Origin of the sequence: Prevotella heparinolytica (genome assembly GCF_004342845.1) — a bacterium.
Taxonomy (GTDB): Bacteria; Bacteroidota; Bacteroidia; order Bacteroidales; family Bacteroidaceae; genus Bacteroides; species Bacteroides heparinolyticus.
Map to the genome: position 1 here is coordinate 1 of NZ_SLXB01000005.1, position 16,226 is coordinate 16,226.

At 47.8% G+C, this 16,226-nt stretch carries 15 protein-coding genes and 2 tRNA genes; 11 read left to right on the forward strand and 6 right to left on the reverse strand.

The window, feature by feature from the left end; translation table 11 throughout:
- Positions 1-688 (forward strand): IS4 family transposase (locus EV202_RS03920; protein WP_131925587.1); only part of this gene is annotated, 688 nt, incomplete at its 5' end.
- A 47-nt stretch (positions 689-735) separates the two neighbouring features.
- Positions 736-1,584, forward strand: coding sequence for a thiol-activated cytolysin family protein (locus EV202_RS03925; protein ID WP_131925589.1), 849 nt, complete (start codon positions 736-738; stop codon positions 1,582-1,584).
- Positions 1,585-1,746: 162 nt separating this feature from the next.
- On the opposite strand, the gene EV202_RS03930 is transcribed toward EV202_RS03925, so the two are convergent.
- The gene (locus tag EV202_RS03930) at positions 1,747-3,120 is read right to left on the reverse strand and encodes an aminopeptidase P family protein (protein WP_131925591.1); all 1,374 of its coding nucleotides are present in this window, start codon (positions 3,118-3,120) and stop codon (positions 1,747-1,749) included.
- Positions 3,121-4,145: 1,025 nt separating this feature from the next.
- Between EV202_RS03930 and rpoN the strand changes: the two genes are divergently transcribed.
- The 5 genes from rpoN (at position 4,146) to EV202_RS03955 (ending at position 9,391) form a co-directional block, all read left to right on the forward strand.
- Positions 4,146-5,636, forward strand: coding sequence for an RNA polymerase factor sigma-54 (gene rpoN, locus EV202_RS03935; RefSeq protein WP_131925593.1), 1,491 nt, complete (start codon positions 4,146-4,148; stop codon positions 5,634-5,636).
- Between the two features lie 27 nt (positions 5,637-5,663).
- A complete protein-coding gene (locus EV202_RS03940; RefSeq protein WP_165483504.1) occupies positions 5,664-6,326 on the forward strand; it encodes a phosphatase PAP2 family protein in 663 nt (220 codons plus the stop codon).
- Between the two features lie 37 nt (positions 6,327-6,363).
- Positions 6,364-6,744 carry a glycine cleavage system protein GcvH gene (gene gcvH, locus EV202_RS03945; protein WP_125238796.1) on the forward strand — a complete coding sequence of 127 codons (381 nt, stop codon included), beginning with the start codon at positions 6,364-6,366 and terminating at the stop codon, positions 6,742-6,744.
- 192 nt (positions 6,745-6,936) lie between these two features.
- The gene (gene purE, locus EV202_RS03950) at positions 6,937-7,446 is read left to right on the forward strand and encodes a 5-(carboxyamino)imidazole ribonucleotide mutase (RefSeq protein ID WP_106069378.1); all 510 of its coding nucleotides are present in this window, start codon (positions 6,937-6,939) and stop codon (positions 7,444-7,446) included.
- Positions 7,447-7,525: 79 nt separating this feature from the next.
- A complete protein-coding gene (locus tag EV202_RS03955) occupies positions 7,526-9,391 on the forward strand; it encodes a 4-hydroxy-3-methylbut-2-en-1-yl diphosphate synthase (RefSeq protein ID WP_131925595.1) in 1,866 nt (621 codons plus the stop codon).
- A gap of 124 nt (positions 9,392-9,515) precedes the next feature.
- Here EV202_RS03955 and EV202_RS03960 read toward each other — a convergent pair whose 3' ends face one another.
- Positions 9,516-11,201, reverse strand: coding sequence for a S41 family peptidase (locus EV202_RS03960; RefSeq protein WP_131925597.1), 1,686 nt, complete (start codon positions 11,199-11,201; stop codon positions 9,516-9,518).
- Positions 11,202-11,206: 5 nt separating this feature from the next.
- Entirely contained in the window at positions 11,207-12,193 is a 987-nt protein-coding gene (locus EV202_RS03965; RefSeq protein WP_131925599.1) for an adenosine kinase, read from the reverse strand.
- An 81-nt stretch (positions 12,194-12,274) separates the two neighbouring features.
- Here EV202_RS03965 and EV202_RS03970 point away from each other — a divergent pair.
- Both EV202_RS03970 and EV202_RS03975 read left to right on the forward strand, forming a co-directional pair.
- A tRNA-Asn gene (locus tag EV202_RS03970) sits at positions 12,275-12,348 on the forward strand.
- A 23-nt stretch (positions 12,349-12,371) separates the two neighbouring features.
- Positions 12,372-12,445 (forward strand) — tRNA-Asn (locus EV202_RS03975).
- Positions 12,446-12,485: 40 nt separating this feature from the next.
- Here the strand turns inward: EV202_RS03975 and EV202_RS03980 are convergent.
- Both EV202_RS03980 and EV202_RS03985 read right to left on the reverse strand, forming a co-directional pair.
- Positions 12,486-13,190 carry a ComF family protein gene (locus EV202_RS03980; RefSeq protein ID WP_131925601.1) on the reverse strand — a complete coding sequence of 235 codons (705 nt, stop codon included), beginning with the start codon at positions 13,188-13,190 and terminating at the stop codon, positions 12,486-12,488.
- A gap of 43 nt (positions 13,191-13,233) precedes the next feature.
- Entirely contained in the window at positions 13,234-14,037 is an 804-nt protein-coding gene (locus EV202_RS03985) for an inositol monophosphatase family protein (protein WP_106069383.1), read from the reverse strand.
- Positions 14,038-14,703: 666 nt separating this feature from the next.
- On the opposite strand from EV202_RS03985, the gene EV202_RS03990 reads away from it, so the two are divergent.
- Positions 14,704-14,973 carry a GNAT family N-acetyltransferase gene (locus tag EV202_RS03990; protein WP_106069384.1) on the forward strand — a complete coding sequence of 90 codons (270 nt, stop codon included), beginning with the start codon at positions 14,704-14,706 and terminating at the stop codon, positions 14,971-14,973.
- Positions 14,974-14,992: 19 nt separating this feature from the next.
- On the opposite strand, the gene EV202_RS03995 is transcribed toward EV202_RS03990, so the two are convergent.
- Complete coding sequence (locus EV202_RS03995) at positions 14,993-15,496, reverse strand: 3'-5' exonuclease (protein ID WP_131925603.1); 504 nt, start codon at positions 15,494-15,496, stop codon at positions 14,993-14,995.
- A gap of 145 nt (positions 15,497-15,641) precedes the next feature.
- On the opposite strand from EV202_RS03995, the gene EV202_RS04000 reads away from it, so the two are divergent.
- The gene (locus EV202_RS04000; RefSeq protein ID WP_131752041.1) at positions 15,642-16,172 is read left to right on the forward strand and encodes an NUDIX hydrolase; all 531 of its coding nucleotides are present in this window, start codon (positions 15,642-15,644) and stop codon (positions 16,170-16,172) included.
- Positions 16,173-16,226: the final 54 nt, after the last annotated feature.

The following is a 16,226-nucleotide window of genomic DNA, read 5'->3' on the forward strand; positions in this document are numbered from 1 at the left end:
AGCACAAGTTCCTGCCTTCTATACTGTAACCACTGCATCAAAGCACGATTCTACAGCAATGTCTTCAATCCATTATGAGCCAAATGCTTATTATATATTCGACAGGGCTTATGACTCCTTTAAAGAACTCTATAGGATACATCTTACAGACTCTTTCTTTGTTGTCAGAGCCAAGACGAACTTAAAGTATAAGACAGTCAAATGGAAGCGAAGAATACCAAAGCACATAATGACAAATGCGGAAGTGAAACTGACCGGATATCTCTCCGAGAAAAAATATCCTGAGTCATTCAGACTCGTCCGATATCACGATGAAGAAGATGACTGTGAGTTCACTTTTTTGACGAATGCGAAACAACTTTCTGCACTGGATGTCGCCAATCTTTATAAGAAAAGATGGTTGATCGAGCTGTTCTTCAAATGGCTCAAGCAGCATCTCAAGATAAAGAAATTCTGGGGCACAACAGAGAACGCTGTTCGCATACAAATCAGTGTGGCTATTATCACATACTGTCTTGTGGCTATTGTCCAACATGATATGAAGTTGAAACGCTCAACCTATGAAGTTTTGCAGATTCTCAGCATATCATTGACTGACAAAACCCACTTGCGTGACCTGTTCGACAAGACTAATTTCAATGATGTCAAAGATCTAAATGAACCCCTGATTCCGGGGCTATTTGATTAATTGTTTAACTCGTCCCATTTTAACGGGACACTAATGAGATATAAGCAATGAAAAAGACAGTTTTTTACCTTTTATTCCTCCTTTTAGGCGCATCCCTGTACGCCCAAGGATTTGACAGTTTCATGGCAAAAAATCCCGATAAAACATTTATCGGAGCCATTATGCAGGCCGAAAGCATAAACGAGGACACTCATCGGTTTATTGACGTTGCACTTGCCCCAATAACCATCAGCTTCAGCCACTCCATCAAGTCACAGACAATAACTCCCTCTTATATTGAGATGACTAAAGTTGTGCAAAACCTCATTGAAAACGGCAAAATACCAATGCAAAATGTAGGCCTTTCGCATGCAATCAAAGAAATCAAATCCTATAACGAATTGAATGCTTTGTTTGGACAGAAGATTAATCCGACATTACTTTTCGATGTCCCTACCGATAAGGCCTCCAAGCAAAACCTGCTTGTCGTCAGTTTGGAACAAAAGCTCCTTTCCATCTATATGGACCTCCCCGATACGCCGGTTCTGCAAGGAAAGAAACTGGAGTATGACACGAACAAGCAGATTTATTTAAACTCAGTCACATTCGGCAGGAAAGCAGTTGCCTTAATTGAATCGGAACAACCTTTGAGCAAATTGAAGGCTGCGATAGACAACGTGATGCAAAACTATAACAACCCGGAGAAAATAGCCGATACATCTCACGCTATATTGTCAAACTCCAATATCCGGGTAATGATTGTAGGCGGAAATGCCCAAATGAACGTACAAAGCGGTAATGCCCTGACTGAGCTACTTCTATATTTTAACCAGAAGATTACCGGCAGTGATTTTATATCCCCTATCATCTTTACAGCCGCATGGGCAAAAGACAATTCGGTGTTTGAGAATAAATAACTTTCCGTACATCACGAACCATGAGCAACTAAAAGATTTTAAGTTTGAGCAACGCTGCCCCCGATACAAAGAAGGCTCTCCGAAAAGCAGTATGCCTCTTATTATGTTGAAAGCATACTATTCATTTCGGACAGCCTCAAGGGAGAAAATACATATATGCCTTTATCTCAGCGTCTCCACCTCTTCCGGCGTCAACGGGATCTTCTTGCCCAGACGGCGTGCCCCGGTTTCGGTAATCAGATAGTCCTCTTCGTTACGGATGCCGCCGAAATTCCGGTATTCTTCCACTTTATCATAGTCGATGAAATCCGTGAACTTCTTTTGCCCTTCCCAAAGGTCTATCAGTTCGGGGATGAAGTAGATGCCCGGCTCCACGGTGAGCACAAAACCGGGTTGCAGAGGCATGGCGAGCCGTTGGCTCTTGCGCCCGAACTGCGTGCTCTTGGGCTGGCCATCGTAGCCTACCCACACCTCGCCGAAGTTCTCCATATCGTGCACGTCCAGTCCCATCATGTGCCCCAGACCGTGGGGGTAGAACAGAGCATGGGCGCCTTCGCGCACGGCGTCTTCGGCATTGCCTTTCATCAGGCCGAGGCTCTTCAGGCCTTCTACCATCACTTGGGCAGATTGTTCATATACCTTCATGTAGGGAATGCCCGGACGGAGCGCGTCGACAGAAGCCAAGTGCATGGCATTCTGTATTTCGTAAACGGCACGCTGGCGGGGAGTAAAAGTCTTGTCGGCAGGAACGGTGGAAGACATGTCGCCGCAATAGCCCGACGGCAACTCGGCGCCGGCATCAATCAGGAACAGGTCGCCCAGCTTCACCTTGTTGCCGTGATAGTGGTTGTGCAAGGTCTGCCCGTTGATGGTGGCAATCGTCGCGAAAGAATGTTCGCAATTGTTCAGCCCGGCTATGCGGTTCATCTCGGCCACCACCTCGTATTCGTACATTCCCGGACGGACTGTTTGAATGGCCGTGATGTGCATGTCGGCAGTCACATCGCAGGCTTTCTCTATCTCGGCAATCTCTTCGGCTGACTTATGGTTGCGTTGCGCCACCACCGCACGGATGAACGGGACGGAACCTTCCTGACGGGAAGGAGGAACACCCAGCCAATCCATCAGCTTCAGTTTGTGTTCGGCACGATAAGGAGGAAGGTAGTTTATGGCTTGCCCTTTCCGGACAACCTTATGCAGATAGGCCACAATATCGCCCGAGGGACGTATTTCCCGGATGCCCACTGCCGCAGCTTTCTCGTGAAGCGTGGGCTGGGTTCCCATCCAGACGACATGGTCGATGCTCAGTTCATCGCCGAAGATGATTTCCTTATCCTCGTCTATGTCTATAACGGCCGATAGTCCGGCAAACGACAAACCGAAAAAGTAGAGGAAGGTGGAATCCTGACGATAACGGAAGGTGTTGTCTTCGTAGTTCAACCCTTGTTCGTCATTACCCAAGAACAATAACACTCCGGAGCCGATAGTTTTCTTCAGCAGGGCCCGGCGCTGCACATACGTTTCTTTAGCAAACATAACGCTGTTATTTTTAAATTGACTTTATGCAAAGATAAACAGAAATTTGAAAAGGTCGGAAGCTAACTGTTACAAAAAGCCAAGCACGAATCCATTCTTTTCTTTTTTAGCCACCCAACAACAAGACGATGTAAAGAAAAAGACGGATGCAAGCAGCTATTCCGTTCGCCGGACTGCTTGTCTCCACTAAAGGCAGAATAAAAGATATCCCGTCAACATGGCCCGGTTTGTTTCTTATAAGGGAACAGAACTTTTCATTGCATTTGATTGTCATCATAAAACCTCGCTTTTGGAAAGGCTTTGATAAAAAAACAATGAATTTGATATTGAATATAAGATAAAACCCTGCAGAAGCCACATCATCGGAATCAACCTCGAACAGAGTAGTGATGACAACTATCAATTCATTCCACGCCAATGAAATGACAGGCCATCTTGTCAATTTTCTTTCTCTGCAAATCATAGAGGCATCGCTCCGTCTGCCCTTCCCAACAGTTTGTTCGCACCGTGCGGATATCCGTTCGCACGGCGCGAACAGAGATTTATCCGGGCAGGTAACAGGTTTACTCTTTGTCACATACATTTTTTTTCTTTGAATTCACGAAGTTTATACCATACATCCGACATGCAGGAAAGCAGGTTCCTGACACCATTATCCTCGCTACTGCCGACCTAAGCCGAAACGATCATGGACGAAGACACAAGAAGTGCTTCAACAAGACAGATGCTCCGCGTCTTTGCGGTGGCGTGCAGAAGCGGTCAGCATCCGTTAAAAAAGATGGCAGGCAACAGCAGAATCGTTTGTTGGCTTCATACTCTTCTCCCAACAAAAGCAATGGTCGCGCGATTAAGAAACGACACAATCAGTAAAGGCAAAAGAGGACGATGTTTTATAAGTATAGGAAAGATAAGTGCATGTTGACTAAAAAAATACCCTCGTTCATTTTATTCTCACGCGGTTTACATTATCTTTGCAGTAAAAATTGCCCAACTACGTTGTTTCGTAGTTCTTAAACAGAAAAAGCATGGCACAAGGTTCCCGACAGGTACAGACGCAAGCGCAACAGCAGATACAGACGCTGTCGCCGCAACAGATTCTGGTGGTAAAACTGCTGGAACTTCCCGCCATGGAGCTGGAAGACCGCGTACGTGCCGAACTTTTGGAAAATCCGGCATTGGAAGAAGGTAAAGAAGAGACCGCGGGAGATGAGTACCCCGACGTTTCCGAATCGGAAACCGGTTTGGACGACGGAGGAGACACCGACTACGACTCTCTGAGCGACTATCTGACCGAAGACGATATCCCCGACTACAAATTGCAGGAAAACAACCGGAGCAAAGGTGAACAGGCCGAAGAAATCCCTTTCTCGGACACGACTTCGTTCTACGAAACCCTGAAAGAGCAGTTGGGCGAACGAAACCTTGACGAACGGCAACGCGAACTGGCCGAATACCTCATCGGTTCGCTCGACGACGACGGCCTGTTGCGCAAGTCGCTGGAAAGCATCAGCGACGAACTGGCCATCTATGCGGGCATCGACGCTTCTCCGCAGGAATTGGAAGAGGTGCTGGAGATTGTTCAAGACTTCGACCCCGCCGGCCTGGGTGCCCGCAACTTGCAGGAGTGCCTTCTCATCCAGATTCGCCGCAAGATAGAACAGCAACACTCCGCTCCGAATCCGTTGCTGCGCATTGAAGAGGACATCGTATCCGAATGCTACGAGGAATTCACCCGCAAGCATTGGGACAAAATCCGGCAAAGATTGAATCTGGAAGAAGCTGTCTTCGACCGGGCCATCAAGGAGGTCTGCAAACTGAACCCTCGTCCGGGAGCTTCTTTGGGCGAAGCCATCGGCAAGAACATGCAGCAGATTGTGCCCGACTTCATCGTAGATACTTATGACGACGGCACCATCAACCTGACCCTGAACAACCGCAACGTGCCGGAACTGCGTATGAGCCGCGACTTCACTGAAATGGTGGAAGAACACACCAAGAACAAGGCGAACCAGTCCAAAGAATCCAAGGAGGCCATGATGTTCCTCAAGCAAAAGATGGACGCCGCACAGGGCTTCATCAATGCCGTAAAGCAACGGCAAAATACGCTGATGACCAGTATGCAGGCCATCATCGACCTGCAACGCCCGTTCTTCCTCGAAGGAGACGAGTCCTTGCTCCGCCCCATGATACTGAAAGATGTGGCCGAACGCACCGGGTTGGACATCTCGACCATTTCCCGCGTAAGCAACAGCAAATACGTGCAGACCAACTACGGGATATATCCGTTGAAGTTCTTCTTCAACGATGGCTATACCACCGAAGACGGCGAGGAAATGTCCGTGCGCGAAATTCGCAAGATATTGAAAGAGTGCGTCGACAACGAGGACAAGAAGAAGCCTTATACGGATGACGAACTCACCGAAATATTGAAAGAGAAAGGTTATCCGATAGCCCGCCGGACGGTAGCGAAATATCGCCAGCAAATGAACATACCGGTGGCAAGGTTGAGACGATAAATTTGTAATATTTGTAACCCGCAACAAATGGAAGAACATATCATAGCAGATAGAACTCTGATTAGAACCGCGAAAGTCATTTCGGCCATATTCACGCCGTTCTCTATTCCTTTCGCCGCTTTTCTGATACTGTTCATCTTTTCGTACCTGCGCATTATGCCGTTGCAATACAAGCTGATTGTATTAGGCGTGGTCTACTGCTTCACCATCCTGATGCCCACACTGACGATTTTCATCTTCCGCAAAATCAACGGCTTCAGTCAGGAAGATTTGGTGGACAGAAAGAAAAGGTACGTTCCCTTTATCCTGACCATCACTTCCTACATTTTCTGCCTGCTGATGATGCACCGGCTGAATATCCCTTGGTACATGACGGGCATCATCCTTGCCGCACTGATAACGATGGTAATCTGTGTCGTCGTCAACCTGAAATGGAAACTCAGCGAACACATGGCAGGTGCCGGAGCGGTGGTAGGCGGGCTGGTGGCCTTCAGTGCACTATTCGGCTATAATCCCGTATGGTGGCTCTGTCTTTTTATTCTGGTGGCAGGCGTATTGGGCACGGCACGCATCATCTTGCAACACCACACGCCGGGCGAAGTGATGGGCGGATTTGCCGTAGGGCTCGTCTGTTCCTTGCTGGTGCTCCATCCGGTGAGCAATATATTATTCCGAATTTTTCTTTTTTAAATTAAGATATAGTATCAACCTTTAAAAACTAATGATTATGAACTTTCCGACTAATGTGAAGTACACCAAAGAGCATGAATGGATTCGCCAAGAAGGCGACGTGGCTTATGTAGGTATTACCGATTATGCACAGGAGCAACTGGGCGACATCGTGTTTGTCGACATCCCGACAGAAGGCGAGACACTGGCCGCAGATGAAGTATTCGGCACCATCGAAGTAGTAAAAACCATCTCAGACCTGTTCTTGCCCGTGGGCGGGGAAGTGCTGGAACAGAACGAAGCCCTTGCCGACCAGCCCGAATTGGTGAACAAAGACCCATACGGAGAAGGCTGGCTCATCAAGATTAAGCCTGATGCCGACGCAGATTTCGACAGCCTGCTGGATGCGGAAGCATACAAAGCGTTGATTAACGGATAGTTGTTAGCGGTTAATTGTTAACGATGAGTGATTAGTTGTTTACGACCGCTCACTAACGATTAGCAAAGCCGATAACCTAAACGATCAATATGAATAACAAATAATAAACTTAAGCAGTGGGCGACGAGTGCCCGGCAACATCCCCGCCCTCGCCCGCTCACCGCTTATCACTCACCACTAAACCCTAATAACATGTCACCAATTGTCAGCATTATCATGGGCAGTACTTCCGACCTTCCTGTCATGGAAAAGGCCGCACAGTTGCTCAACGACCTGCATGTCCCGTTCGAAATGAATGCTTTGTCTGCACACCGTACCCCGGAAGCTGTGGAGGAATTCGCCAAGAATGCCCGCCAACGCGGTATCAAGGTGATAATTGCCGCAGCCGGCATGGCGGCCGCCCTGCCCGGTGTCATTGCTGCCAACACCACCTTGCCGGTTATCGGCGTCCCCATAAAAGGTTCCGTACTCGATGGCGTAGATGCCCTTTATTCCATCATACAAATGCCTCCGGGCATTCCGGTAGCCACCGTTGCCATCAACGGCGCCATGAATGCCGCCATCCTTGCCGTACAGATGCTGGCATTGAACGACACCTCACTGGCCGAAACTTTTGCCTCTTACAAAGAGGGACTGAAGAAAAAAATCGTCAAGGCAAACGAGGATCTGAAAGAAGTGAAGTACGAATACAAAACAAACTGAAATCAGCGGTTAGCGGTTAGCCGATTAACGATTAGCACTCACTAACCACTAATCGCTAACCCACTAAACACTAACCAACGTGAATCTATTCAACTACTCCCGACGGGAAACATCCGAAGTAAATGTCGGAGCCACGCCCATGGGCGGCTCCAACCCCATCCGCATACAGAGTATGACGAATACGGCTACGCAGGACACGGAAGCCAGCGTGGCACAAATAAAGCGCATCGTCGATGCCGGCGGTGAATACGTACGCCTTACGGCACAAGGCATCAAGGAAGCCGAAAACCTGATGAACATCAATGCCGCTTTGCGACAAGACGGCTATATGACACCGCTTGTTGCCGACATTCACTTCAACCCGAAAGTGGCGGATGTGGCGGCATTGTATGTGGAGAAAGTACGCATCAATCCCGGAAACTATGTGGATGCGGCACGCACCTTCAAACATCTGGAATACACCGATGAGGAGTATGCGCAAGAGCTCAAGAAGATACACGACCGCTTCGTGCCTTTCCTTAATATCTGCAAGGAAAACCATACGGCCATCCGCATCGGCGTGAACCACGGCTCGCTGTCCGATCGTATCATGTCTCGCTACGGCGATACGCCGGAAGGCATGGTTGAGTCGTGCATGGAATTCTTGCGCATCTGCGTACAAGAGAACTTCATGAACGTTGCCATCTCCATCAAAGCCTCCAACACGGTGGTGATGGTGAAGACCGTACGCCTGTTGGCCGCCGTGATGGAGCGGGAAAACATGCGCTTCCCATTGCATCTCGGTGTGACGGAAGCCGGAGACGGAGAAGACGGACGCATCAAGTCGGCTTTAGGCATTGGCGCCTTATTGGTCGACGGATTGGGAGATACCATTCGGGTCTCGCTGAGCGAAGCCCCTGAAGCGGAAATTCCTGTTGCACGAAAATTGGTGGACTACATCGTACAACGCCACGACCATCCCTATATTCCCGGAACAGAGACTCCGCAATTTAACTATCTGTCTCCAACCCGCCGCGAAACGTCAGCCGTGCGCAACATAGGCGGAACAAACTTACCCGTAGTCATTACCGCACGTCTGGATGGCAACATGGATTTCAACCCACAGTTCATACCTGACTATGTCTATACAGGACGCGCCATACCCGTTCAATGTCCGGCAGGCATGCAATGCATCATAGACGCCGATGTATGGATGGAACAACACAACAACGGCATAGAGCAGAGTAACGCTTGGCCTGCCTTCAAAGGAGACCAGCTTCCTTTCCTGAGCAGTTGCAACGCTTCCTTGAAATTCCTTTTCATTACCTATATGGGACTGAATGACGAGGCCATTGCCTGTCTGAAATATCATCCGGAAGTCGTGCTCATTTCGCAAAGCAACCACCCCAACCGCTTGGGCGAACAGCGTGCACTGGTGCATCAGATGATGCAAGAAGGGTTGAAGAACCCGGTCGTGTTTTTCGAACACTATGCAGAAAATGAAGTGGAAAATCTTCAAATCAAATCGGCCGCCGACATGGGAGCACTCATTTTCGACGGTTTGTGCGACGGTATTTTCCTACTCAATCAAGGAAGCGATGGCAGGATAAGCGATAAAATGGTAGATGCCACCGCTTTCGGCATCCTGCAAGCCGGACGTGTACGCACCAGCAAGACCGAATACATCTCTTGCCCCGGCTGCGGACGCACACTCTATGATTTGGAAAGCACCATTGCCCGAATCAAAGCCGCCACCGGCCATCTGAAAGGGTTCAAAATAGGTATTATGGGATGTATTGTCAACGGCCCCGGCGAGATGGCAGATGCCGACTACGGCTATGTAGGTGCCGGACGAGGCAAAATCAGTCTTTATAAAAAGAAAGAATGCATTGAGAAGAACATTCCCGAAGAAGAGGCTGTGGAAAAACTGATAGAGTTGATAAAGAAGAACGGAGATTATAAATAAGGCTTTGCAAGGCGCATCCAAACACCTTATGATTTTCTTTCAGACACAGATCGCACAGATGAACATGACTTCCATGAACCTAATCTGTGCAATCCGTGTCGCAAAATATTAAGCTATCTTTTTTTTACTTAGCCACAGAAGTTATCGGCAAACTCAACATTTCTTTATACTTTGCCGGGGCAGTCAATATCTTCACCGCTTCCTTCAAATCGTCATCGTCTTTCAACTGTTCAATGATGCTGCCGCGCTGATAATAATAACGCTTGACGATTTCTATGGCAATCATCGCCTTTATCTCCTTGGAGAAATGGTCGAGGTCACGGTCGAGGTTGTGGCGCAGTTTTCGCTCCAGTGCCTTGAACTCTTCCGAGGCATCGGCCAGATAACCTTCAAACTCCGCCATCTCTTTCAAGTTCTTCAGTATCTTCTCAGTCTGCTGGTCATATTTGAAATCGGCCTTCTTTACCATTGCTTTGAAATCCGCATAATCAGCATCCGTGACCTTAAACTTCTCGGCAGAAGGAATGGCAGGGTGCTTCAGACAATAGTCCGTAGCATAGTTGAAAATCAGGTTGTCATTGACAAGGTAGAACAGAATATTAGGCAATTTCTCCTGTTTCACCGTAATATCCGGAGTAATCCCGCCGCCATCGCGCACTTCACGTCCGGCAGCCGTATGAAACACGGTTGTCAGACTGTCGGGAATACGTCCCACACTGCCATCTTCGTTCCGGTGCTTGTAGTCTATGGCCTGTACGCAACGCCCGCTGGGGATGTAATATTTGGAAGTGGTCAGTTTTATCGTACCGCCATATGGCAACGGACGGGGAGTTTGCACCAAGCCTTTGCCGAAAGTACGATTACCGATGATAACGGCACGGTCAAGATCTTGCAAAGAACCTGCGAGAATCTCTGAAGAAGAAGCCGTACCTCCGTTGACAAGAACCGCCAAAGGCATTTCCAAGTCCAATGGTTCACGTAAAGTTTTATAAGTATTGCCGGCTTGCTTTGTTTTACCTTTTGTTGTCACGAGTGTCTTGCCGCGAGGCAGGAAAAAATTGGCAATCTCGATAGATTCTTCCAGCAATCCGCCTCCGTTATTCCGCAAGTCAATCACCAAAGAGGTAATGCCTTTTTTCTTCAAATCCAGAAAAGCCTGCTTGAATTCTCTGGAAGGATTTCCTGAGAAAGTACTCAGGTTGATGTAGCCAATGTTGTTATCCAATACCGTGTAATAAGGGATAAACGGCAACTGAATGGAACGGCGGACAATATCGAACTCCAACAACTTCTCCGTGCCCGGGCGCTGCACTTTCAGTTTGAAGCTCGTGCCAACCTGACCGCGAAGCATCTCGCTGACTTCTTGATTGTTTTTCCCCGCAAGGTCCTTACCGTCAATCTCCATCAAGACGTCTCCGGCCTTCAGCCCCACCTTGGCTGCCGGCATGTTCTCATACGGCTCGGCAATCATGGAGCGTTTCAATTTTGCATTCCATGTGATGATGGAACCGATACCGCCATAAGAGTTCTTCAACATTTGCTCCAATTCACTTTGATCGTCTTCCGGATAGTAGGCTGTGTAAGGATCTAAGGAATAAAGCATGGCATCAATGCCCTCGCGAATGGTCTTATCGGGATTAATGGTATCGACGTAGAACATATCCAGTTCTTTCACTATCGAGTTAAACACATCCAAGTTCTTAGCTATCCTGAAATTACGGCTGTCGCCACTTCTGAAACCGAAAAAACAGACAACACCTGCCACAACGAGCAAGGCAGCCACCCAGCGTATTTGTAAAAATCTCCTCATATTCTCTAATCGTTGATTATTAATATTTCTTCTCTAATCTTTTCCCATTGAGCCGCCGACAGCTCCGTTCCCAGCACTTGTATCACATTTTTGGAGAGCATGGAGCCAATCTTTGCACATTTCTCCAGCGAGTAACCGCACGTAAGTCCGTACAAGAAGCCCGCAGCAAAATAGTCTCCCGCACCTGTGGTATCAACCACCCTATCGACGGATTCTGCCGGCGCATGCACCTCTTCCGTGCCTTTGCGGATTAAAGAACCGCGTCCTCCCATCTTCACGATGGCTATGCTGCACATTCCGGCAATGATGTCCAGCGCCTTCTCCGGTTCCTTGCCGGTGAAGGCTCTGGCTTCCTCTTCATTCGCAAACACGATATCCACGTATTTATTCATAAGCAAAGAGAAAAATACATGATCGTCTTCCACGATGTTATAGCTTGCCATATCCAAACATACTTGTAGTCCGGCCTCTTTAGCCAATTCGATGGCACGGAGAATCATGTCATGATCCTGTACCAGATAGCCCTCTATAAATAAATAAGTATATCCTTTGAACATGTCCAGCGTAAGTTCTTCCGCTCTCAAAGTTGAAGCCGCTCCCAAATAAGTACCGAAGGTGCGCTCTCCGTCGGGCGAAACAAAAGTAGAGGCTACACCTGAAGGGAGAAAGGATGAGAGCAGCAAATTAGCCTCTGTGCCACGCTCCAACAGGCTATTGCGAAAAAAGTCTCCGTAAAAGTCGTTTCCCACCTTTCCGATAAATCCTGTCGCTGCCCCAAGATGCGCCATGCCTCGAATAGCATTGCCGGCAGAACCTCCGGTGGAAAGATGTGTCTTCATCCGGCTGAAGTATTCATTGATTTTCAACAATCCTACCTCATCTATAAGAGTCATGCTTCCTTTAGGAAGTTGCATTTCCGTCAATATTTCATCATTCTCAAGGGTCACCAACACATCTACCAGAGCGTTGCCTAATCCTATTATTTTGTCCATCAGCGATATTTTTTTCGCAAAGATATTGCATATTTCAAAATATCCTATTACTTTTGCACCGCATTTAAGGAAATGCAACATTCTTCCTTAGCTCAGTCGGTTAGAGCATCTGACTGTTAATCAGAGGGTCCTTGGTTCAAGTCCAAGAGGAAGAGCGAAAAACTCCTTGAATGCACATTCTTCCTTAGCTCAGTCGGTTAGAGCATCTGACTGTTAATCAGAGGGTCCTTGGTTCAAGTCCAAGAGGAAGAGCAGTAAGGTTCGTCATTGCGGCGAGCCTTTTTTATTCCACTTACGAATCTGCCACAGCCAGCGTCAAAATGCTGAATCGAACACCTTCCACATCCTTGAAAGCATCGGCACAAGCCGTGATAGTGGCGCCGGTAGTCAGCACATCGTCCACAATCAACACATGCTTTCCGGCGAAACGCTCCGGACAATGCAGGCAGAAGATACCGTCCACATTTACCCAACGCTCATAGGCTGACTTCCGTGTCTGTGTTCCGGTATGCTTCTTGCGCGATAAGGAAGAGGTATCGACCGAGATGCCTGTCACATCGGATATGCCACGGGCGATGCACTCGCTCTGATTATATCCGCGCGACTTTTGCTTACGAGGATGCAAAGGCACAGGAAGTATGACGTCTATATCCCGAAAAAAGTCGACAGGCAGCAACTCTGCCGTCATAAAACGTCCCATTGTTTTGCCTAAATCCTGCCGTCCGCCATACTTTAGCAGATGCGGGATGTTACGAAAATCACTGCCTTTGCGGTAATAAAAGAAGGAGGAAGCACGTACCAAAGGAATTTTTCCCCAAAACATGCGTTCCACGATATTGTCGGCGTGGAGATGGAAGTTCGTCCGGGGCATATCCATATTGCACTTCATACAGATGCCTTCTTCTCCCTCCTGCAAGGCGTTTCCGCATACCGCGCACCGGCATGGGAAAAACAATCGGACAAAAGACACAAGCCAAGTTTTAAGCATATTTTCCATTTCCTTGAAATCCAATCGGCCGGTATGTCGCAAACGGACATGCCTACATATTATGCGGTGGAACTTCTTTTACCAACTGTAAGAGCAGGGGATGCAGAGGTCCGTTGGTGGCTATGATGTGATGCCCGTCCATAAAATTCTCATTACCATAAAAGTCGGTTACTTTGCCGCCAGCTTCCAATACCATGAGGGCCGCCGCCGAGAAATCCCACTTGCCGATAAATGCCTCCAGCCAAGCGTCAAAACGCCCGGCAGCCACGTAGCAAAGGGCAAGAGCAGCCGAACCGTTCATGCGAATACCCGCTACCTTTCCATACAGTTCATGTATCAAATGCTCACCCGTACGGGCGTATTGCTTAAAATTATAAGGCAGTTCCGTGACCACAAAAGCCTCTTCTGCATTCCGAACGGCAGAAACACACATTTTCTCCCCATCCACATAGGCTCCTCCTCCCTTCCAAGCATAGAAGCACTCGTCCCGGCACGGCTCATAAACCACTCCCAAAAGGAGGGAATGTTTATCGCGCAAAGCAATGCTGACACAATAAGGAGCATTGTCGTGTATGTAGTTCGTGGTTCCATCCAAGGGGTCTACCACCCAACAATAAGGCTCGTCTTGATAAACGGCCGAGCCTTCTTCCGTGATAAATCCCGCTTCGGGAAGAAGCTGTCTGAGTGCGGTCACAACCCGCCTTTCCGACTCTTTATCTACATAAGAAACATAGTCGTGCGCATGTTTCTCCACCACCGCCTCTCTACGGAAGCTTTTCCGCTCTTCTTTCAGGAAATGCCCCGCTTCACGTGCTATTCGGCATACAGATTCTGTCAGTGTTTTCAAGTTCTCCATATTTCCATTCTAATCGTATCCACCTGCAAAGGTAGAAACAAATCGGTGATTTGTCGCTTGCCCGACTCGGAAGTTTATCCAAGACAAGCGAAAATAAAGTTGGCAGAAGACAAACGCAAAGGACAGTTCTAAACAGGGGATTTGTATAGAAAAAAGAAAAAACATAACTTTTACACTAATTACCCGTTCTGTTTTTACTAAAAACTCGCCGGATTTTTACTAAAAATTCCGGGAAAAATTAGTAAAAATCCGGGGAGTTTTTAGTAAAATTTCTCCACCTTGATTATCAGACGATTACAGAAATTCTTCTTGTTGCAATTTATTACCAACACGTCATCCCTTATCCGCATGTATATAAAAGCGCATTTTAGCACATCCTACCGCCGGAAGCGGAAAACAGCAACAGGATGAAAAGAACCGTCTGCACCCATTTTTTCTCTCTTTCTGAAGAAACTATGCCGGCAAGCTTAAATGACACATTATGTTCTTTTTCTGTGCTGTGGATGTTTTAAACAACAACATTCTTACGTAATGTTTAACCATGGAAAATTCGGCTATTTGGAGGATTGACAGAAGCAGTTTCATGAGGTTGTAGCAAAACTCGGTTCTTTTTTAAACCTTGTTCCGGTGCAACCTGATGCTTTTAAAAACAAAAGATTTTATCAAATGGAAATTCTGCATAATCAAGAACAGAGACAGTTCGTTACCGAGACAGATGGAGCGACAGCCCACGTAAGTTACAAAATACACAGTGGCACGTTGGACATCAAACACACCATCGTACCTAAAGAACTGGAAGGGAAAGGTATTGCCTCAGCCCTTGTAAATGTGGCTTACAACTACGCTTTGAGCAATGGATTACGCCCAATGGCAACTTGTTCTTATGCAAAAAGCCGGTTGGCAAAGCATCCCGAATATACAAACAAAAAACTTTAAAGAAGGGGGAGGAGCGAGCTTAAAACAAGCCACCGAATACGTTCCTCGCAATCCATGCGCACGCCTCGGCATCGGCCAAAGCGTGATGATGCTGTTCCAACTGATAGCCGCAACAGGCTGCCACCGTGTGCAGTTGATAATTAGGCAAACCTTTGATGACACGGCGTGCCGCCTGCAAGGTACAATGGAAATCATAATCGGGATAATCCATGCCATATACCCGGAACACAGCCTTCAGGCAACTCTCGTCAAAGGCCTTGTTGTACGCCACTAACGGCAATCCTTCGATGCGTGGAGCTATCTCCTGCCAAACCAAGGGAAAAACCGGCGCACGCTCCGTATCGGCCTGCGTCAGGCCATGCACGCGGCTGTTCCAACATGTATAATATTCCGGTTCGGGACGAATGAGGCTATAATAACTGTCCGTTATTTCTCCATCCCGCACCACCACTACTCCCACGCTGCACACACTGCAACGCTGTTCGTTGGCCGTTTCAAAATCAATCGCTGCAAAATTTTCCATTCCTTAAAAATATCATGCCAAAAATAGTCAGAAAAATCCGGCCGAACAGCAAAATGAATCTCAAAAAAAATAAAAAAGAACAAGCGCTTTTTTATCCCCTCGGTTTGCAATATCTTTGCCTTCCATCAGATTAAGCCAGAGCATAATGGAACATCCTCTCTCTCAATTCAAGTACTGCCCGAAGTGCGGTTCCGCCCGTTTCGAGCCCCATAACAGCAAGTCAAAGCAATGTGCCGATTGCGGTTTTGTCTACTACTTCAACTCCTCGGCAGCCACGGTGGCTTTCATTCTGAACGAACGGGACGAGCTTCTTGTATGCCGCCGTGCCAAAGAGCCCGCAAAGGGCACGCTGGATTTGCCCGGCGGCTTCATCGACATGGCAGAGACGGGTGAGGAAGGTGTGAGCCGCGAAGTAAAAGAAGAGACGGGCATGGAGGTGACAAATGCGAAATACCTCTTCTCGCTGCCCAACATTTACGTCTATTCCGGCTTTTCCGTACACACGCTTGACATGTTTTTCCTGTGCAAAGTGGCCGACATGCTGCATTTCAAGGCGATGGACGATGCGGCGGAAGCATTCTTTCTTCCATTGAAAGACGTACGTCCGGAAGAGTTCGGGTTGCATTCCATCCGCAAAGGGGTGCAGATGTTCATCGACGAATATATCTCAAAATAAGCCCGTTTCATGGCGTGATACGGAGAGGAACTCCCCCCCCTCTGTCGTTCCCGT